This window comes from Chitinophaga pendula (assembly GCF_020386615.1).
GTDB lineage: Bacteria > Bacteroidota > Bacteroidia > Chitinophagales > Chitinophagaceae > Chitinophaga > Chitinophaga pendula.
Map to the genome: position 1 here is coordinate 6,079,856 of NZ_CP077769.1, position 19,670 is coordinate 6,099,525.

18 protein-coding genes are annotated in these 19,670 nt (G+C 45.1%); 4 read left to right on the forward strand and 14 right to left on the reverse strand.

What is annotated here, in order from left to right; genetic code table 11:
* Nucleotides 1-8: 8 nt before the first annotated feature.
* From ligD to KTO58_RS22610, 3 genes are read right to left on the reverse strand one after another with little or no spacing between them, the layout of a single operon-like run.
* The gene (ligD, locus tag KTO58_RS22600) at nucleotides 9-2,585 is read right to left on the reverse strand and encodes a DNA ligase D (protein WP_095837221.1); all 2,577 of its coding nucleotides are present in this window, start codon (nucleotides 2,583-2,585) and stop codon (nucleotides 9-11) included.
* Entirely contained in the window at nucleotides 2,582-3,364 is a 783-nt protein-coding gene (gene ku / locus KTO58_RS22605; protein ID WP_095837220.1) for a non-homologous end joining protein Ku, read from the reverse strand. The genes ligD and ku overlap by 4 nt, the downstream gene beginning before the upstream one ends.
* A gap of 27 nt (nucleotides 3,365-3,391) precedes the next feature.
* Nucleotides 3,392-4,063 (reverse strand): DUF6766 family protein, encoded by a 672-nt coding sequence (locus KTO58_RS22610; RefSeq protein ID WP_095837219.1) that lies wholly within the window; start codon nucleotides 4,061-4,063, stop codon nucleotides 3,392-3,394.
* Between the two features lie 142 nt (nucleotides 4,064-4,205).
* On the opposite strand from KTO58_RS22610, the gene KTO58_RS22615 reads away from it, so the two are divergent.
* The gene (locus KTO58_RS22615) at nucleotides 4,206-4,553 is read left to right on the forward strand and encodes a hypothetical protein (protein ID WP_095837218.1); all 348 of its coding nucleotides are present in this window, start codon (nucleotides 4,206-4,208) and stop codon (nucleotides 4,551-4,553) included.
* Between the two features lie 57 nt (nucleotides 4,554-4,610).
* On the opposite strand, the gene KTO58_RS22620 is transcribed toward KTO58_RS22615, so the two are convergent.
* From KTO58_RS22620 to KTO58_RS22640, 5 genes are all read right to left on the reverse strand, one after another.
* Nucleotides 4,611-5,717 (reverse strand): DNA topoisomerase IB, encoded by a 1,107-nt coding sequence (locus KTO58_RS22620; RefSeq protein WP_095837217.1) that lies wholly within the window; start codon nucleotides 5,715-5,717, stop codon nucleotides 4,611-4,613.
* Nucleotides 5,710-6,579 (reverse strand): SDR family oxidoreductase, encoded by an 870-nt coding sequence (locus tag KTO58_RS22625; RefSeq protein WP_095837216.1) that lies wholly within the window; start codon nucleotides 6,577-6,579, stop codon nucleotides 5,710-5,712. Before KTO58_RS22625 ends, KTO58_RS22620 begins: the two co-directional genes overlap by 8 nt.
* A gap of 44 nt (nucleotides 6,580-6,623) precedes the next feature.
* The gene (locus tag KTO58_RS22630) at nucleotides 6,624-7,115 is read right to left on the reverse strand and encodes a CinA family protein (protein WP_095837215.1); all 492 of its coding nucleotides are present in this window, start codon (nucleotides 7,113-7,115) and stop codon (nucleotides 6,624-6,626) included.
* Between the two features lie 108 nt (nucleotides 7,116-7,223).
* Complete coding sequence (locus KTO58_RS22635; protein ID WP_095837214.1) at nucleotides 7,224-7,805, reverse strand: YciE/YciF ferroxidase family protein; 582 nt, start codon at nucleotides 7,803-7,805, stop codon at nucleotides 7,224-7,226.
* Nucleotides 7,806-7,831: 26 nt separating this feature from the next.
* Complete coding sequence (locus KTO58_RS22640; protein ID WP_095837213.1) at nucleotides 7,832-8,134, reverse strand: hypothetical protein; 303 nt, start codon at nucleotides 8,132-8,134, stop codon at nucleotides 7,832-7,834.
* 451 nt (nucleotides 8,135-8,585) lie between these two features.
* On the opposite strand from KTO58_RS22640, the gene KTO58_RS22645 reads away from it, so the two are divergent.
* Nucleotides 8,586-10,028 (forward strand): sensor histidine kinase, encoded by a 1,443-nt coding sequence (locus KTO58_RS22645; protein WP_095837212.1) that lies wholly within the window; start codon nucleotides 8,586-8,588, stop codon nucleotides 10,026-10,028.
* Nucleotides 10,029-10,103: 75 nt separating this feature from the next.
* Nucleotides 10,104-11,540 carry a hybrid sensor histidine kinase/response regulator gene (locus tag KTO58_RS22650; RefSeq protein WP_095837211.1) on the forward strand — a complete coding sequence of 479 codons (1,437 nt, stop codon included), beginning with the start codon at nucleotides 10,104-10,106 and terminating at the stop codon, nucleotides 11,538-11,540.
* A gap of 47 nt (nucleotides 11,541-11,587) precedes the next feature.
* Here KTO58_RS22650 and KTO58_RS22655 read toward each other — a convergent pair whose 3' ends face one another.
* From KTO58_RS22655 to KTO58_RS22670, 4 genes are all read right to left on the reverse strand, one after another.
* Nucleotides 11,588-12,067: a low affinity iron permease family protein gene (locus KTO58_RS22655; protein ID WP_095841439.1), complete on the reverse strand. Its 480-nt coding sequence runs from the start codon at nucleotides 12,065-12,067 to the stop codon at nucleotides 11,588-11,590.
* 110 nt (nucleotides 12,068-12,177) lie between these two features.
* Nucleotides 12,178-13,617 carry a sigma-54-dependent transcriptional regulator gene (locus KTO58_RS22660; protein ID WP_095837210.1) on the reverse strand — a complete coding sequence of 480 codons (1,440 nt, stop codon included), beginning with the start codon at nucleotides 13,615-13,617 and terminating at the stop codon, nucleotides 12,178-12,180.
* A 118-nt stretch (nucleotides 13,618-13,735) separates the two neighbouring features.
* On the reverse strand, nucleotides 13,736-14,104 hold the full coding sequence (locus tag KTO58_RS22665; RefSeq protein WP_095837209.1) for a response regulator transcription factor: 369 nt from the start codon (nucleotides 14,102-14,104) through the stop codon (nucleotides 13,736-13,738).
* 6 nt (nucleotides 14,105-14,110) lie between these two features.
* Nucleotides 14,111-16,393, reverse strand: a complete 2,283-nt coding sequence (locus tag KTO58_RS22670) for a glycosyltransferase (protein WP_095837208.1) — start codon at nucleotides 16,391-16,393, stop codon at nucleotides 14,111-14,113.
* A gap of 442 nt (nucleotides 16,394-16,835) precedes the next feature.
* Here KTO58_RS22670 and KTO58_RS22675 point away from each other — a divergent pair, with 442 nt between their 5' ends.
* Nucleotides 16,836-17,075 carry a hypothetical protein gene (locus KTO58_RS22675; protein ID WP_095837207.1) on the forward strand — a complete coding sequence of 80 codons (240 nt, stop codon included), beginning with the start codon at nucleotides 16,836-16,838 and terminating at the stop codon, nucleotides 17,073-17,075.
* A gap of 7 nt (nucleotides 17,076-17,082) precedes the next feature.
* Here KTO58_RS22675 and KTO58_RS22680 read toward each other — a convergent pair whose 3' ends face one another.
* On the reverse strand, nucleotides 17,083-18,102 hold the full coding sequence (locus tag KTO58_RS22680) for an NAD(P)H-dependent glycerol-3-phosphate dehydrogenase (protein WP_198315149.1): 1,020 nt from the start codon (nucleotides 18,100-18,102) through the stop codon (nucleotides 17,083-17,085).
* Nucleotides 18,103-18,247: 145 nt separating this feature from the next.
* Nucleotides 18,248-19,657 carry an efflux RND transporter periplasmic adaptor subunit gene (locus KTO58_RS22685; RefSeq protein ID WP_095837206.1) on the reverse strand — a complete coding sequence of 470 codons (1,410 nt, stop codon included), beginning with the start codon at nucleotides 19,655-19,657 and terminating at the stop codon, nucleotides 18,248-18,250.
* Between the last annotated feature and the right edge of the window lie 13 nt (nucleotides 19,658-19,670).

Genomic DNA, 19,670 nt, shown 5'->3' on the forward strand with positions numbered 1-19,670 from the left:
CACAAACACTATTCCACTTCAGGTGCCTTTTCTATCTGCCGGATCACCTTCCTCAGGTCATTTTTTTCATTTCGTATATCCTTCCACAACTCCCCCTTTTCTTTAATACGGTCCGGCATATTCCAGATATCGAAATCGCTGATACGTAGACTACTATTTACCTCTTCCCACAACAACGGAGCAGATACTGTAGCGCCTGGTTTTGGACGTACCGAGTATGGCGCCGCTACCGTTTGGCCCCTGCTATTTTGCAGGTAATCGATATACACCTTTTTCTTACGCTGCGACTTGGCACGGATCACACTGGTAATATCGGGCAGCTGGCGCTGTGTCTGTTTTGCTACATATTCAGCAAATAAGCGACAGCTATCATAATTGTATTTAGCACCGGTAGGAATGTATATATGCAACCCCGACGAGCCAGAAGTCTTACAGTGATGATGCAGACCAAATCCATCAAGTATCTCCTTGATACATAAAGCCGTCTCTACCACGTGCCGGAAAGAAATACCCTCCGGATCAAGGTCCAGCACAATAAAATCCGGTTGATCCAGGCTACGGGTACGCGACAGCCAGGGGTTGATCTCTATGCACCCCAGGTTAGCCATATAAGCAAGCGTTGCTGCATTGTTACACAAGAGATAATCTACATCCTTATGGCTGGAATCGGAGTGTATAGGAATGCTTTTGATCCAGCCGGGCACCGTGGCAAGATCGAGATCCTTTTGGTAGAAACTGGCGCCGGTAATACCATTGGGAAAACGATTCAGACTTAATGGCCGGTCCTTTATATGCGGCAACAAGTAATCCGCCACAGCCAGGTAGTAATCTATCATTTGACCTTTAGTAATCTTTTCTTTAGGCCAGTATATCTTCTGCTGATTCGTAAGTGCCACCTGATGGCCGTTGAGCGAAAGAGCCCTTTCCTTTTCGGCAGTATCAGATGTCTTTTCTTTGGCGGACGTCGCCGTCTTTTTGGCTTTTCCCATGTGTAATGATTTAGCAGTCTCCTGGTGCACTTCTTTAACAGGTTTGTCTACACGCAACCCCATAAATATCGGCTGACGTAATATACCATCGGCCGTCCAGGAGGAAAACTTCACCTCGCATACCAGTTTGGGCTCCACCCAGGTAACCGGCATATTGACCTTTACCTTTTCCTGTAATGGCGAAGTTTTACGGCGTAGTGGTTGCAGCTGCCGGTACAGATCATCTATCAATTGTGTATTCAAACCACCGCCGCAGTGACCTACATACCGCAACGTATCCTTCTCGTATACAGCCAATATCAACGCTCCGATCTGTTTGCGGCTACCCCTTGGCTCAGTATAACCACATATCACGGCTTCCTGCTGCTGAATGATCTTTATCTTCAGCCAGGCATTACCACGCCTGTTCTCCTCATATATACTCTCTCCATCTTTTGCGATGATTCCTTCCCATCCACGCTGCTGCGCCTTTTTGAATAGCGCTAGCCCTTTATGCTCCAGGTGCGCCGAAAATAATATACGTTTGTCATTCAGCTGTGCCAGCAAGTCATCTAATAAAGCCTTCCGTTGTAATAGTGGCAATGCTTGCAATTCATTACCGTCCAGGTGTAACAGATCGAACACGACATAGCAAAGGTTGCCCTTGCCCGTCGTTTTGTAATTCTGTAAAGCCTGGAAGTCCGATTGCTGCTGTTTATCCAATACGACAACCTCCCCATCCAATACCACATTATGCTGCATATTGGAAAGCGCAGCAACGATTGGCGGATAAACTTCGTCAAAGGATACCTGGTTGCGGGAGTAAAGCGCTACCTTGCCCTTATTGACAGCAGCAATCGCACGATAACCGTCCCATTTGGTTTCGAAGATCCACCCGTCCCGGTCAAAGGGTGCATCAACCAACGTGGTCAGCATAGGCCGGTAGATGGCCTTGAGTTTATGTTTTCCGGACTGCCTTTTTGGTGTTACTGCTTTTACCTCCGTTGCTTCGGGCTTTTTCACGTGGACTTTTTTTTTGCTTTCCTTCGCGGCCTCTTTCACTTGAATACCCTTGTCCTTCACACGCTGCGGTGTATGCTCCTCACTATCGTACCCGTCCACAGCATACTTATCCCGATGTTTGATCAACAACCAGGACCGTTCCCCACGGCCCTTCATTTTGACCAATGCAAATTCCCCTTTAAGTTTTTTGCCTTTCAGAATAACTTTCAGACTTCCTGCTTTAATGTCTTTCAGCGCCTCTTTATCAAAGTTATCCGTCTTGGGCTCCAGCAATTCAAATGTGCCCTTATCCCATATGTATACATTGCCGGCACCATAGTTACCAGCAGGGATAGTACCCTCAAAGTCTTTATAATCGTAAGGATGGTCTTCCACTTCCATTGCCAGCCGCTTATCCTGCGGGTCCAGCGAAGGCCCTTTGGGTACCGCCCAGCTTTTCAATATCCCATCTACTTCCAGGCGAAAATCATAATGTAACGCCGTCGCGTGATGTCGTTGTATCACGAATTGGTGTTGCTTACTACGCTTTTTTCCTCCTGTCGGTTCTGCAGTACTGGAAAAATCCCTCTTCTTACGGTAGGTACTTAAACTCATGATGCACGCTTTTTATTACTACCAGTGCCAAGGCTGGCCTTCAACTGACTAAACAGATCATCGCTTTTGGTATGTACGATCTTCAACTTTTTCACCGTCCGGCGTTTACCGCTGGCTTTAGCCTTGATGATCTTCATCAGCTCTGCCTTGTATTCATCTTTGTATTGACTGATATCGAAAGGAGCACTATACTGTTTCACTAATTCTGCAGCCATGTCCAGCTCCTTTTTGGTAATGCGTACATCCCCCGGCACCGTGATCTCATCGGGAGAACGCACCTCTTCTTCAAAACGCAGCTGTTGCAACATCAAGTAGTTCGCCCGGGGCCTTACCACTGCCAGGTGCTCCTGGGAGCGGAGCACAAAACGGCTTAGCCCCACCTTACCTGTTTTCTGCAATGTCTTCAGCAGCAGCTCATAAGCTTTACCACCTCCCTTTTCCGCCTGTATGAAATAGGGATTTTCGAAGTAGATATTATCGATCTCCTGTTCATCCACAAAAGACTCGATCTCTATTACCTTACTCTTCTTAGGGCTGGCGTCTTCAAAATCCTGGTCTTCCAGTATCACATACTCGTCGTTGTACAAAAAACCTTTTACGATCTGGTCCCAAGGCACTTCCTTACCGGTATCCTCATTCACACGCTGATACCTGATACGTGCATGGTTTTTTTTGTCCAGCATATCCAGATCAAGCCGGCTCTCTTGCACGGCACTATACAGCTTCACCGGTATATTAACCAACCCGAAGCCTATTGATCCTGACCATATTGCTCTCATAGTTTGTTGTATTTGGAGGGTGAAAAACTATTTGCCTGTTTCCATGTAAGGAGCATCCACCGGTTTGGATTCGGGAGAACCTCGCTGGCGGAGATAAATGGACAAAAAGACGATGGCAGCTACTGATAGAAATTCGCTTTGCCAGTTTTGAAACGATTCAAACCAGAACTTAGTGTTAAACAGATAAGACCACACAGACGCCAAAGGCTGATGCATAGCCGCCTGCTCCACGTTATATGTCCCGCGGCTACCTATGAAGTGTAACACAAATGATACCATAAACAGCAGCAGAAATGCCAGGGATAAGGAATGTTGATATAGCCGGAGCCACCATCCGCCCCGCTTTACCGGCCAGGGAGCATCCTTATGTGGCTGGGGTTCCCGGTCCACCGGCTCAGGCTTGGACAGGTCTTTGGACTCTGCTGAACCGATCTGCCGCAACTTTACCGTTAATATTACATAGAGGAACATCTGCAGGAACTCACTCTCCCAGTTTTCAAAAGTAGCCTCCACAAAATGATTGGATCGCAGATAAGGCGCAAAGGCGATCGGCGATATACCTTTCTCCTTTCGTTCTTCATTATATTCCTTCCAACCGGTATAAGCCTGCCCTCCCCAAAAGAGCAATAAAAGGGACATAAATACGATAGTAAGGCCATTCCTGTAGAAAAAAGAATGTGGTAACGGATGCGCAGACATATATAATAGGTTTAGTTGAAGGGGGCAGATCGCCTGTATCTGCCGCCTGCTATACGTTTGTTAACATTGGCATGCCAAACTTAATGCCAGCTGCGTGGCATAACTTTTGAATTTTACTTAATCATACCAAAAACTATTTTTTATGGAAAAACCTGGTGAAATGACCACACTGACACGCGTGTTGGAACGGTTACACGAGAAGGGATTTGACCATGAGTTGAAAATGAGCGATCACGGTAGGATGCAGTCATCAGTGAGTAGCAAGATATATAATCCGGAAGACCTGAAGATCATCAAAACCTACCGCTTCGAAGGAGAATCCGATCCTTCAGATTCCTCTGTACTATATGTACTGGAAGATAAAGAGGGAGAAAAAGGATACGTGCTGGATGCCTACGGTACTTACAGTACACATGAAGAATCCGGATTCGACGAATTCCTCCAGAAGATTCCTGTTGAAGACAGGGAAGACCAGTTACTATTTGGCTAGATTGACCGGAAAGATCGTTTCGTAAAAACCGCAAAAACCGGTAAAGATGAAAAGCAGCTAAGCTATCATCTTTACCGGTTTTTTTATGCGCGCGCGACGAGGCTGCTGTTGCTTCTTCAGGAACTGTAACAATACCTTTTCATCGTTGTGCAGCCCTCCCTTGGCGGGCCGGCTCCTGCTATCCCGTATCTGTTGAAGGTAAGTGTCCAGTTGGCAGTTTTCGTAGGCCAGCAAAAGCTGTGGATGAACATAGTACTTCTTACAGACCGCCCTAGTATTACCCAGCTTACCCGCCACACCGTCTATAATACTAACAATATTACGCTTACATTCCGCCTGCGACTCGAATGGCATCAGATCCGCCATAAGATTAAGAGCGTTAACAGTCCCGGACCACGTGCGAAAATCTTTACAGGTAAAATCCTCTTCCGCACACTCCTTCAGGTATTCATTAATATCGCCGGAGTCCAGCCCCTTGTGCTCTCCCGACTCATCATAATACTGGAAAAGTTCCTGCCCGGGTATATCCTTCATTTTTTGCAATAAGCGGGCTAAGGAGGCATGTTTTAAGGCAATCTTGTGCATAACGCCCTTTTTACCTTTAAACTGGAAAAAAGCGGTATTTCCGTTGATTTTAACGTGTTGATTACGCAAAGTGGTCAACCCATGAGAGCCATATAGCTTCTCATATGCACTGTTACCTACCCTAATAAGCGTCTCCTGCATCACACTCAACGCAATTGCCAATACTTTCTCTTTATCCAATGTCCTCTTACGAAGCGAGACCTGTATACGGCGACGGATTTGCGGTAGTTTTTCCCCAAACTGTAGCAACCGGTCGTATTTAGTCTCATTCCTTACCTTAGCCCAGGTAGCATGATAACGATACTGCTTACGGCCCAGCGCATCAATTCCTGTTGCCTGCAGATGACCGTTCGCATAAGGACATATCCATACCTGCTCCCAGGCAGGCGGTAATACTAAACCTCTTATACGTAGTAAAGTCTCCGTATCCCGTATACGCTCACCATGCTGATCCAGGTAATGAAATTCTTTACCATGGCGCTGACGGGAATAACCAGTGGTACCCGCTTTAACATAGCGCAATTTGATAGCCCGGGCAGCCGCAACCGGGTCCGTAATGATGGCAGATAAATTATCCATTGACAATCTCCCCTCCATTGGGATGTAATATTTGTCCGGTGATATAGCAAGCATCATCGCTCGCCAGGAATACATAACAGGGTGCTACCTCTGCAGGTTGTCCCGCCCTTTTCAACGGAACATCAGAACCAAATTGTGCTACTTCTTTGGGAGTAAATGTAGCAGGTATCAGCGGTGTCCAGATAGGCCCGGGCGCCACACCATTCACACGTATCCCTCTGTCCACCAAAGAGGCCGACAGTGAGCGGGTGAAAGCAACAATAGCTCCTTTAGTGGCCGAATAATCTAACAGATGACTGCTTCCCCTATAGGCCGTTACAGAAGTAGTATTGATAATACAACTCCCCTTTCCCATATGCGGCAACGCAGCCTTCGTGAGATAGAACTGTGAGAATATATTGGTGGCAAATGTCTTTTGCAGCTGTACAGCGCTGATATCTTCTATCCCCTTCTGTGGATATTGCACCGCAGCATTATTCACCAGGATATCAATACGCCTGAAATCCTTCATAGTTTTGCTCACTATATTCTGGCAATGTTTTTCATTGGATACATCACCTGGTATGAGTAATACCTTACGCCCCTTCTCCTGTACGTATTGTGCAGTAAGTGTAGCATCTTCATCCTCATCAAGATAAGCGATGACCACATCCGCACCTTCTGCTGCAAAAGCTACCGCCACAGCCCGTCCTATACCGCTATCTCCACCGGTAATCAATGCTACCTTGTTATGCAGCTTCCCCGTAAAAGGAGAAACTTTCGCCGCAAACTCCGGCGCAGGTTTCATATGTTCTTCCAAACCGGGTTGCCTTTTTTGTTTTTGCGCAGGACGTACTGGTTTCTTCTTATTTGACTTTTGCATATCCGTATAGTTTATGAATCACATACCTTATTATCTAGCATATTTCATTCCTGAACAGTATTGGCCAAATGCCTTTTTAAAGCAGGCAGGCAAGCGCCTGTCACAATATCCGCATACGACGCCACCACCGCAGAAACCGGCTGCTGTATAGCCGGCGTAATCCGTTCCGAAACCACTACCTGCCCCCGGCAGACAATCGCGTAGTAGGCAAATATTTCTTGAATATTCAACTCCGGCACGCTGGCAGCGTAACCTGTAATAGCAATACCTACAGAGGAGTTAAATAAACTGCAAACATGTAAAGCCATCTCCTGTGCAACCTGCTCAGACACACAATTACAGGCACCTGCATGTATTGGCTCCACTTGCAGGTGTTTCACCTTCTGCCCTATATTATATGCAGTTATGCCTCCCTGAAAAAACTGTACTGCCCCGTCCATTATGCTGAACGAGAGCTGCAACTGTCCCGCTGTTACACTTTCAGCAGTGGCAATGGTCAAATTATTCCGAATAAAGAACTCCTTAAATGTGCTCAAGGTTACAAGTGTTTATCCTTTATCATAAATTAAAAGGTCCCGCAACGTCTATTGCGGGAACCTTTCTTCCGGGTTTCCATCCAACAAATACAGCTTCGTTAAATATTTTTATTCCGCAAGGGCCTCATCGTTCACTGTCGATTCAGCAATATTGGTCAACAAGCTGTCCGTTTCCTTCTCCTCTGCGAGCGTTTGCTCTAGCAGTTGCGCCACTTCATCATGTCCCATCTTCGAAGCCAATGTGTAAAGACTGCCATATGCTGCAATCTCGTAATGCTCTATTTTCTGGGAGGCAATGATGATACCGGCATCTCTTACCATACTATCTTCATCCGTATCCTCTAATACCTGTTTCCCTTCTTCTATCAAACCTTCCATAGCCTCGCACTTTTTTGCGACAGCTCTTTCTTCCAGCATTTCAAACACTTGCTCCAGACGGCTCACATGTTCCTTGGTTTGCTCAACGTGGTCAGCAATAGCACTGGCAAGCTCTTCTGAAGTCGCTCCCTTTTGCATTTTAGGTAATGCCTTTACCAGGTTCTTCTCGGCCCAATAAATATCCTTCAGCTCGTCAAGAAAGAGTTTATGGAATTTAGAGTTGGCCATGCTGCCGCTCTTCTTTGCGGTAGAACGGGTGTTACGATTGTTACTGGTTGTCTTAGATGTGGTTTTACGAGTTGTGCTTGCCATATGATTAAATTTTTATTTTGTAATGATTATTCTACTTTGTCAGGATATAGTGAAGGAGAGCGCTCCTCAACGTCTTCTTTGTCTTGCTCCCATATCCGTTCTGCCAGCGGCTGCTCTTGTGTGGCCTGCGGCTGAGGAGGTGTTTCTCTTTTAATATCCCTGTCTGGCACTTCATTGGGTGTTGGCGGAGGGGTAGCAGGATTAGGAGGAGGCGGAGTTTGAGGTTGCTCTCTGCCAGGATGGGTGCCTGGTTCTTCCCTTTTAGGCTCTGATCTGTTGGGCTGTTCCAACGGAGGGACCTGCGGTCCTGGTTTTTCCTGATTCTTCATAACTCCAGATTTTTGATGTTAGGAAATACGAACAATTTATTTATCCTCATCCTGAACTTGTTATTAATCTGTACTTGCTATACTAGTCTGTATAAGCAGCCTTGTTCGTTGATTCTATCTTGATTAGTAATTGATAACTATATTATTTAAAAATCAAAGTTCATTCCAATAACATCTCCCTCTTAGGAACAACCCGAAACACAAACATACCGTGTAGAAAAGCGTTTTCACTCTGTAGAAATTCTTTCCCTGAAAGGCTTACAACAGATCATACATTTGTCGCCATGACACTATTGCACGAAATCTCCCGCAGATGATGTAAATTCAACTATTATTTTCCTGTCAGAAATATAGATGTTGCAGCAGTATACGACAGGATCAGACTGCTGCGTTATTGTGGAAATAGACTTTAATTTTAACCAGACTTACAGAAATACCGGATTTAGATTTCATGCACATACCTGTACAAAAGAAGATCAGACTAGGCTTTTTCATTGCTTTCACCGTAGTTATAACGGCATCGATATTCTCTTATCTTGTCACAAAGTACCTCCTTGACAATGCGAAACGTTTAAACCACACCATTGAAGTTTCGAAGCGGCTGGAAGTGATCACGAAACAGCTAAAAGACGCAGAGGCCGCTATACGGGGATATAACCTCACAAAAGATTCGTCCTTTCTCAAACCCAGCATGGAAGAAAGGAGTAAAAAGATCGAGCAGGAATATCTGCTGCTACGAAAAGTTACCGCTGATAATCCACAGCAACAACAACACCTCGATACCCTAAACCGGCTGCTCACCGTGAAATACCAGCAACTGATGATGGGCGAACAAAAAGATAGCCTCTTAGGCGCCCGTATATCCGTTAATGAAGGAGAACGTAGCATGGACCTGCTGGACAAGAAAGTGCAGGACATGATCCATATCGAAGAAGCACAACTACACGAAAACGCAGAACTCTTCAACTTCTTCAACGTATTATGGGTACCCATTATATTCGCCTCTTCCATACTGGCAATACTGATCGGTATCTACTCTTATGTCACGCTTACAAAAGAATTTCAGCTACAACTTCATATCGAAAAAAGATTAAAATCATTCCAGCGTGATTTGCAGCAAAACATTGCATTGCTAAATAAGACCAATCAGGAATTGGAACAGTTCGCCTACGTCGCCTCTCACGACCTGCAGGAACCCTTACGTAAGATATCCACCTTCAGCGACCGGTTGCAACTGAAATATAAAAACGACCTGCCACCGGATGCACAACAGATGTTAGATCGCATGGTCGCCGCAGTAGCACGCATGCGCGTCCTGATCAACGACCTCCTCGTGTTCTCCCGTGCCGGACGTATCACAATGGAAAGCATCTCTCCCGTTGACATGGATGCTTTGCTCCAGGATGTAATAAGCGATATTGAGATCAGCTTGCAGGAACATCATGTTACGATCAACTACCCATCGTCACTACCCACTATAGAAGGCAGCGCCACCTCCTTCCAGCAGCTGCTGATGAATATCCTTACCAACGCAATTAAATTTGCACATCCGGAAAGACCCCTGGAGATTACTATCACCTATCAGCTGATAAAAGGTAAAGATATCAGCATCATCAAAGAAAACCTGGCAAATGACGACTTCTGCCGTATTTGCCTGGAAGACAACGGTATAGGTTTTGACCAGACCTATGCAGAACGCATATTCCTCCTTTTCCAACGCCTGCACGGCGTTAGTGAATACTCCGGTACAGGCATCGGCCTGGCCATCTGTAAGAAAATAGTAGAAAGCCATCATGGCTACATCATGGCGTACGGATACCCCGACAAAGGCGCCACTTTTGTCATTATTCTGCCATTAAAGCAGCTTTCAAGTAGAGAACATCTACCCATATAAAATTAGCATCTTTCTTGCTGATAAAAGGGCTGGCTGCAAATTTGCGGTAAATGCCCATTTATTATACACTACTACATGAAAGAAAATCCAGTTCAGATCTTAATGATCGATGACGATGAAGATGATTTTTTCCTGGTTAGCTCGCTACTGGAAGATATTTCACCAGGACAATACAAAATGGACTGGGCTCCTACCTATGCATCCGGCCTGGAAGAGATCAATAAAAAACGACATGGCATCTACCTGGTCGACTATCGGCTCGGCCCATACACCGGAATAGATATTCTCCACCATTTCCAACAACTGCAATTCAAAGCCCCGGTGATCATGCTCACCGGTAAAGGAGACTATGCAATCGATAAAGAAGCAATGCTTGCAGGTGCTTCCGACTACCTGGTGAAAGGGGAGATCAATGCCGATCAGCTCGAACGCTCCATTAGGTACGCCCTGGACGAATCCAATCACCTGCGCATCATCGAAGAAAGCGAAAGAAAATACTATGGTGTATTCGAAAAATCACACGACCTGATATTCATGGCCGATTGCGATAAGAATATCATCGACGCCAACCCGGCGGCGCTACGCATCCTTAAATATTCAAAAGACGAAATCCTCCAGCTAAACCTGAGAAACCTTTTCTTCACCGAAGAACAAAGCACCCGGTTCATCGACGGCATCTGCGAAGAAGGAGGTATCGTCCAGGAAGAATTCGACCTGAAAAATAAAGAAGGCATAAAACTAAATGGCATCATCAATGCCGTAAAACTCGACGAAGAAGCCCAGATATTCCTTTGTGTAGTCCAGGACATAACAGAGAAAAAGAAGGAAGAACAGGAAAAACAACAACAGCAAAAGTTTGTTATCACCGGCCGTATTGCCCGCGTCATCGCACACGAAGTACGTAACCCGCTTACTAACATATTGCTCGCCGTCAGCCAGTTCAAAACAGACCCTCCCAGCTTCGAAGATAGCCAGCTATACGTAGACATCATCGAACGCAACTGCACTCGCATCAATCAGTTGATCACAGAAATGTTGCATTCCACCCGCATGGTAGAACTCAACATCGAACACAAAGGTATCAACGAACTGGTAGACAAAACGCTACTGCTGGCCAACGACCGGATCCAACTGAATGAGATAAAGCTGATAAAAAACTATACAACACCGGATATCCGGATACCCGCCGATGAGGAAAAAGTATTGATCGCACTCCTGAATATTGTCATCAACGCCATTGAGGCAATGTCACCGGGAGAAGGCATACTGACCATCAATACTTCCATGAATCAGAACAAAGCCAAAGTAGAGATTACAGACAACGGAGCAGGAATACCGGAGGAAAACAAAAACAAACTATTCGATCCATTCTTTACCAGCAAACCCAAAGGATCAGGCCTGGGTCTTACCAGCACACACAATATCATTGTCAGCCATAAAGGCACTATACATGTGGAAAGTGAGGCCGGCAGCGGCACGACTTTCACTATTACATTACCCCTTAGTGAGTAGTATAATCCATCATTTGCAGCTCAGGGCTCCTGAGCTGCAAATGACCATTAGTGTTTTAGTTTCTCATCACTATCCTTGATCGCTTCTTCAACAGAATGCGTCTCCCGCATTTTCACCTTCTTACGCGTATTATCCGCAAGTATCTTATAATACTTATGTAATACATCCAACTCCTCTTCTGAAAGATCTTCTACATCTATCAGCCGGTTACTTGCCTCCTGAGATGCAGCAATCAATTCATTCAACTTGAGCTGTACCGATTTCGATTCTTTATTCTGTGATTTCTGTATAACGAATACCATTAGAAATGTAATAATAGTAGTACCGGTATTAATCACCAATTGCCAGGTATCCGAGTACCCGAAAATAGGCCCCGAAACAGCCCAAACAACAATAATTCCTAATGCAATAAAAAATGCCCAGGCACTCCCTGTCGCACAGATCACCTGAGAAGAAAATTTTTCAAAGAAGTTAATAGAGGTAGACTTACTACCAGCAGCTGGAAGAGGTTTCCTTTTAGTACTCATAATGCGGATTATTTCTATAAAAACATTTGCAAAACCTATACCACCGAATAAAAAAAGCGCCATCCTGATGGATGGCGCTTAAAAGATCATTGAAAATATTATAGTAGTTATCAATAGTTGATATTGAGTAACCGCAGTTTGTTATATAATGTCTTACGGTCTATGTTCAGCAACTGTGCTGCTTTAGTTTTGTTATACTTCACTTCCTTCAGTACATTGATGATCTTATTATACTCTGCCTGTAAAGCCACTGTTTTGAGATCATTGTCATTCACAAGAGCAGCCAGTTCTCCGGCCGCCGGCTCGTCATCAAATGAATTACTTGCCGTCTCCTTCATTTCCAATGGCAATGTCGACATGGTAATATCTTCATGCTCCGGTGTCAGCAGACATGCCCTTCTGATCACATTTTTCAACTCACGGATATTGCCCGGCCAGGAATACCTACGGAAACAATCCCATACCTCTTTAGATACCTTACCACAATTCTTCTGCAACTCTTTCTCTACCTGATTTACAAATGCTTCTACAAACAGCGGTAGATCCTGTATACGTTCGCGTAATGGCGGAATGTAAATGGTAAACTCATTGAAACGATGGAAAAGGTCTTCCCTGAAACGACCGCGTTGCACCGATTCGGAAAGCTTTTCATTCGAAGCCACAATAATACGCACATCTACCGGTATCTCTTTCAGACTACCTACCCTGCGTATCACCTTTTCCTGTATCACACGCAGCAATGCGACTTGTATATCGTAAGAAAGATTCGCTACCTCATCGAGGAACAATGTGCCACCCTGCGCTTGCTCAAAAGCCCCAATCTTTGTATTGATCGCACCCGTAAATGCTCCCTTTTCGTGTCCAAACAATTCACTGGCAGCCAATTCTTTCGACAAGCTACCGCAATCCAATGCCACAAAAGGCTGTGCATGACGCTTACTATGATGATGGATCAAATGTGCAACAGATTCCTTACCCGTACCCGTTTCTCCAAAGATGATCACACTATAATCCGTCGGAGCAACCAATTTTATTTGCCGGATCAGTTCCTTCGCACCCTCACTTTCCCCATATACATATTTCTTACCCTCAGGCATATCACTTCTTGCAGGCTTAGCATCCGAAGCACTACCGTTACTACTCACAGGCATTGACATCGGTCGCGTAGCTTCCCGCTCACGCTCTTCATCCATATGCGCAAATGCCTTATGCACCAGGTTCAATATCTCATCCGGATACAATGGCTTGGACAAGTAGTCATATGCCCCATTCTTTACCATTTCCACGGCAATACGAACATCAGTATATCCGGTAATAATAATGACGATCGTACGAGGATCTATCTGCCGGATATCCTGCAACAGCTGCGCACCGTCCGTATCTTTAAGGCGATAATCACACAGTACTAGCTCATAAGGTTTCTCCTTCATCATCTTAAGGGCAGCACTACCAGACATGGTAGCATCTACCTTAAAACCATGCTTTCCCAAGAACTTGCTTAAGAGCGTACAAATGTTGATCTCATCATCTATGATTAATATATTCCTCATAATAGTTTACGTGTTATGGTGCAGCTACTGTCTACCCTTTAAACGTTATTATTCCTGTGTATTAACTTATAACAAATACACACGGTATTGTTTTGAATAAAATTACGAAAATTCCTGGCTATGCACTTTTCATCGCAATCATTAGTTCATCTAAATTCTTGACACTGAAAGGCTTAGCCAAAAAATGAGTAGCGCCTGCACGCAATGCTTTCTGCTTCTCCAATCCATTATCATATGCACTGATCGTAATAACAGGTAACGCCGGACAACTTTTTTTAATAATAGGCAATGCCTCCAGACCAGAGCCGTCAGGCAAATGAATATCCAGAAAAAGTAGGTCCGGTTGCTGATGATGTTGGAGGTATTGCAACCCTTCTTTCAAAGCATGTACATACTTTACATTATACCCATGCCTTACAAGACTCAATTGCAACAGTCTACATATGTCAGGTTCATCGTCAATAATCAATATAAACGGTCCTTTCATTACTAATTAATTAATACTGGCTCTTACAGCTGGCTCCAAACCTTTGGCTACGGTCGGAATAGGCTTGTATTTGCTCCATTGTTCCATCAATAATCTGGCCATAAGATAACAGACACTCGATTCTGCTCCCTGATTTTGGTTCACATTATGCTTCTCCAGACCGTCATAACAGCCAAAAGTAATAGGATTGTAGATCAACTGTTTCAAATGGTTGTTCCCTAAATACCAGCTGAAAGCTACCCGCATCCGCTCCAGGAAAGTATTATTACCAGTGGCCTCATAAAAAGTGTGCAATGTCATCATGGTATATGCCACCTCTATCGACTGCTCTCCACCGTCTTCTGCTACCACCGACTGCGCCTGATCTTTATGATGCCAGCTCCGGTTATTGATCACCTTCATATACTGATCCGTGAAGGTCTTATTACACAGGAAATCAAAACTTTCCAGCGCCGTCTGCCGGTATACATCCCGCTTGGTCGTCATATAAGCCATCATCATTGCCTCCGGCAACACGGCGTTACCATAGGTCAGATAAGATTCATACCATTTCCAGTTGCTGTCCTGCTCCTTCCGGTAAGCCGATAGCAGCGTCGCGGCCAATTCATCCAGGACATCCCTGGCCTGCTGACTGTTTCTATACTGCAGATAATAGTATAAGCCCTTGATAATAAAAGCCATCGCGCGAGGAGAACGTATCATACCAATCCACTCCCGGCAGGGTTGCAATATCGCGTAGGCCTGCTGTATTAACGCCTTCGGAAGGATCTTGTGCAACCGCAATACGTAACCCAATGCCCACATCGCCCGTCCATTCGCATCATCCAGGTTACACGTCTCATTCATCTCTCCAAAACTACCATCTATATTCACGTAATTAAGGAATCGCCCATCTGGTTGCTGACAATACTCTATGAAATTGAGATACTTACGTGCTAACGCCAACGTGTAACTATTAGCGCTGATGGTCTCCGCATACATACAGATAGCAATCAACGCGCGGGAATTGTCGTCCAGCGTATAACCGGATGCCGGGTCTGGAACGTCATGTTTACAAAACTGTATCATACCGAATTCGTCCGTCAACCTGTCCACATGATCCAGATAAGCTGGCGGCAGACTCGGCATCGGCGCTGCTGCATTATCCAGGATATCGCTGATTAGAGACATGTGCGAAATCGCTACGTTATCCCACAATGAACTACGCGTCTTTTCAATCGCATTACGGCTCATCTCCTCCCTTAACAAAGGATTGCCCAGCAATGCCACCGCATTCGCGGCCAGCTGCGCATGGTCGTTAAATCCGATAATACGACCGCAGGTGTCATCCAGCATCTCCTTCGCTTGGGTAAAACCGGTAGCTATAATAGGACAACCCGCACTCATCGCATAAACAAATGTTCCACTAACAGCCTGGTGAGGATCTATAGAAGTAAACAAATAAAGATCCGTGACAGATAAGTAGTCCAGCAACGTCTCCAGGGAAAGATAGCTATTGACAAACCGTACATGCCGCTGCAGCCCCAATTCGGCTACCAAGGCTTCCAGCCGGTTACGATAAGCCTCTCCTTCCCTTGCCAGGATAGTCGGGTGCGTCTTACCCAGTATCAGGTATAAAGCATTAGGAAATTGCTTGGCAATATCTGCCATCGCACGTATCCCGGTTTCCAGGCCCTTATTCTCACTGATTAACCCAAACGTAGACAACACCAACCTCCCGTCCAGTCCATACTGCTCTTTCAGCTGCTGTCTGTCATCTATAACATGTGCATGGGTCCCGTGAGGAATGTGTATGATCTTATTCTCCGGCACCTTGTACACATCCACCAATATATTAGCAGAAGTCCTGGTCATCACCATCACTTTAGATGCCAGGGCACTGATAAGACTCACTACCTTCTGGCACTTCGGATCCGGATACGGCAACACCGTATGAAATCGCACTAAGAACGGCTTATTTAAGAGAGACAACATAGCTAACAGATTATAGCCGTATTCCCCTCCATATAGACCAAATTCATGTTCAAAACATACCAGGTCTATCTGCTCATTCGCATTTACATCATGTGCCCAGGCAATACAACTATCTATATCAAATGGATTTAACGTACTGGTCACCAATGAAGTAAGCGAGTTACCAGGCTTTCCGTATTCAGACAAAGCACATATCTCGATTCTCAATTCCGACGAAAAAGATTTCTGCAGTGCATTTACCAGATCTTCTGCAAACGTCGCTATGCCACACTGACGGGGCGGAAATGATGTAACAAAAAGCATGAATTTGTTCATAGTCTAACCCTTTTTTATCGTTTTTCCGGAACATTAATGTTTCAAATATCAATCCAACGAAGAATCCCAGGGAGTTAGAACAAGCCCGATAAAAACTGTGTACTTTTTTCTACAATCCAGCAAACCCCGATTCCCCACTTTGTTTGCAAATGAATAGCAATACTAAAACCCGCAAACCATACCTTCCTCGATCACTCGTCTATTCATCTGCCATCCCCCCATGGCATAGTAATTGTCAACTACTTAGTACACTATTACCGAATCTTCATCTTTTTTATCATAGCTGTTGTTTTAGTTACGGCTGTTCTGCCCTGCAGAACAGCTTTTTTTACATACATTAACCAAATCTTCACAGTCTTCTAATTAACACAACTTAGCTTTACAGCATTGATATACCGAACCAGCACCACAGCTATTTCTAAATAGCCCCAAAATACAACGCATGAAAAACCTCGCGTGTTCCTTCACCGTTAACGGTACAGTCAAAACAGTCACATTGCGCAAAGTGCCAAAAGAGAGAAAATTTATCGTTGGGGTAGATGGGATAACACTCACTTATCTGCTAACAGAAAAGAATAAGATCAAGTCACTGAAAGGCAATAAACTACCGGTAAAAGAATTACTACCGCATATCGAATGGATGATATGTCATTACTTCATTAATACAAAACAACTTATATAGTGGATACTTATATGAAATCCTTCTCCAGGGATTGAAATACTTCAGAGGCATGTCCGTGCTTCCACAAAATATCATAAACCGCCCTTGCCACCGGCATAGGAGCCCCCACCCGCTCATTCATCTCCGCAATACATTTGCTGGCATAATAGCCCTCCGCAATCATATTTAACTCCAGCTGCGCTGCCTTTACACTATACCCCTTCCCTATCATGTTACCAAACGTCCGGTTACGGCTATGCAACGAGTAGCACGTCACCAACAGGTCTCCAAGGTAAGCGCTGGCGTTATAATTATGCACCACTGCCTCCAGCCCGGTTTGTACACTCCGCTGCTGCTCAAATAACTCCAGGAAATGCTGCATCTCCCGGAAACAGTTGGTAATATATACACTCAGGAAATTATCTCCGTATTCAAGCCCGTGCGCAATACCTGCACCCAACGCATAGATATTCTTTAATACTGCTGCCTGCTGCACGCCAATCACGTCAGTATTCACCGTCGTCTGTAAGTAGGCATTGCCAAACAGTCCGGCGATCTCCTGCGCAGACTCATAGGAAGTACCGGAAAAAGTCAGATAAGAAAGCTTCTCATTCGCCACTTCTTCCGCATGACAAGGCCCGGTAATCGTAAAATACTGATCCGCAGACACACCAAATTTTTCCGCCAGGTATTCGTTAATTAGCACATTCCCCCTGGGAACCAAGCCTTTAATAGCAGAAACGATCCGTTTGCCTTGCAGATCGGCAGCCGATAACTGGTCTAATACATCTACCAGGAAAGCCGACGGAACCGCCAATACCAATACATCACTCTCCTCAACCGTAGTAACGATACTGCTGCTCAATTGTAACAACTGGGTATCAAAATATACAGAAGTAAGATAATGTTTGTTATGATGACGCTGCCGCATATGCCGGATCGTCTCCTCATTCCGGATCCACCAATTGATCTCCTGTCCATTATCCGTCAGGATCTTTGCCAACGCTGTTGCCCAGCTGCCACTACCAATAATTCCTACTTTACTCACAGCTCATATTTTCCGCAAAGTAAATAAATTCCTTATAAGTCATGCCCGGAGTATCAGAAGTTTCCAGGCAACACCTCCGTTTAGGGTATAAAAAAGCCCCGGAGTGTCCTTACACCTCCGGGGCAAATAATATGCTATTTATAAATTATTTCTTGGTGCTCTCAAACAATGCCGTCTTCGCCACCACCTTTACCTTACGCCCATTCTGCAATTCACGGGAAATAGCAGAGTAAGGCGCACTTATCACCTGGTCGCCGGCTTTCAACCCGGAAGTGATTTCAATAAAGCTCTCATCCTGTATACCGGTAGTCACTTTTACCATCTTGACAGTATTGTCGGCCGCATTGAATACAAACACTACCTCACTCAATTCTTTCGCGTTGTCATCAGCAGCAGCTTTTTTATCGGCCTCTTCATCTTTTTTCTCCTGCTCGGATTTTTCCTTGCCCTTCTCTTTCTTATCGTCGGCATCTGCTTTACCAGAACGGGTGGTCACCGCATTGATCGGTACAGACAATACGTTGCTATGACGCGTAGTCTGGATATCAACACTCGCACTCATACCCGGACGGAAAGGGAAAGAACGGGGTTTATTCGGATCCAGCAGGTCTCTGTAGCTATCCACCAGTATACGGATATGAACAATATAACTAGTTACCTGCTCCGCAGAAGAAGTAGTAGTAGCAGTAGCAGTAGCGGCTCCTTTGCTGGAGCTGGCAATCTGCGTTACAATGCCTTTGAACTTACGGCTGTTATACGCATCTACTTCAATGATAGCAGTATCTCCGTATTTTACTTTCGGGATATCATTTTCACCCACGTCCACCTGTACTTCCATCACATTCATATCCGCTACCCGCATGATCTCGGTACCGGTCATTTGCGCAGTACCCACCACGCGCTCTCCCTTTTTCAAGGGCAGTAAGGATACTACGCCATCGATCGGAGAAGTAATGGTAGTACGCTCCAGGTTCTTATTGGCCTCTGTCAGACCCGCCTGTGAGTTCTGTACCGCAAACCTGTTGCTATTCACCGATTGTACGTTAGCGTTATAGTCCGCCAGCGCAGCCCTGTAATTAGCCTCCGCAGTTTCAAACTCTGTCCTGGATACTACTTTTTGTGTAAACAATTCTTTATTACGATCGTAAGCAGCTTTAGCCTGCTCCAGTTTCGCCTTGAATGCATTCAGGGAAGCGCTCACATTGGCCAGCTGTGCCTGAGACTGACTCAACGCAGCCACCGCCTTATCCCTCATGGAACCATATATATCGGCGTAGATCTTTACTAACACCTGACCTTTCTTTACAGAATCACCTTCCTGCACCGGCAGATCCGTTACCTGACCAGATACGTCAGAACTGATCTTAACCTCCACCTCCGGATATATCTTTCCGCTGGCAGATACTACTTCAATAATGTTTTTGTTGCTGGCGTTGTCTACAGATACTTTTAATCCTTCATCCTTACCTACCACTCCTGCAGCCTTTAGTATGATGAGCAATAAGATCAATCCGACTAGGCCGCCTAAGATCCTGTAAAGTGTCTTTTTCTTCATATGGTTTGTTTCA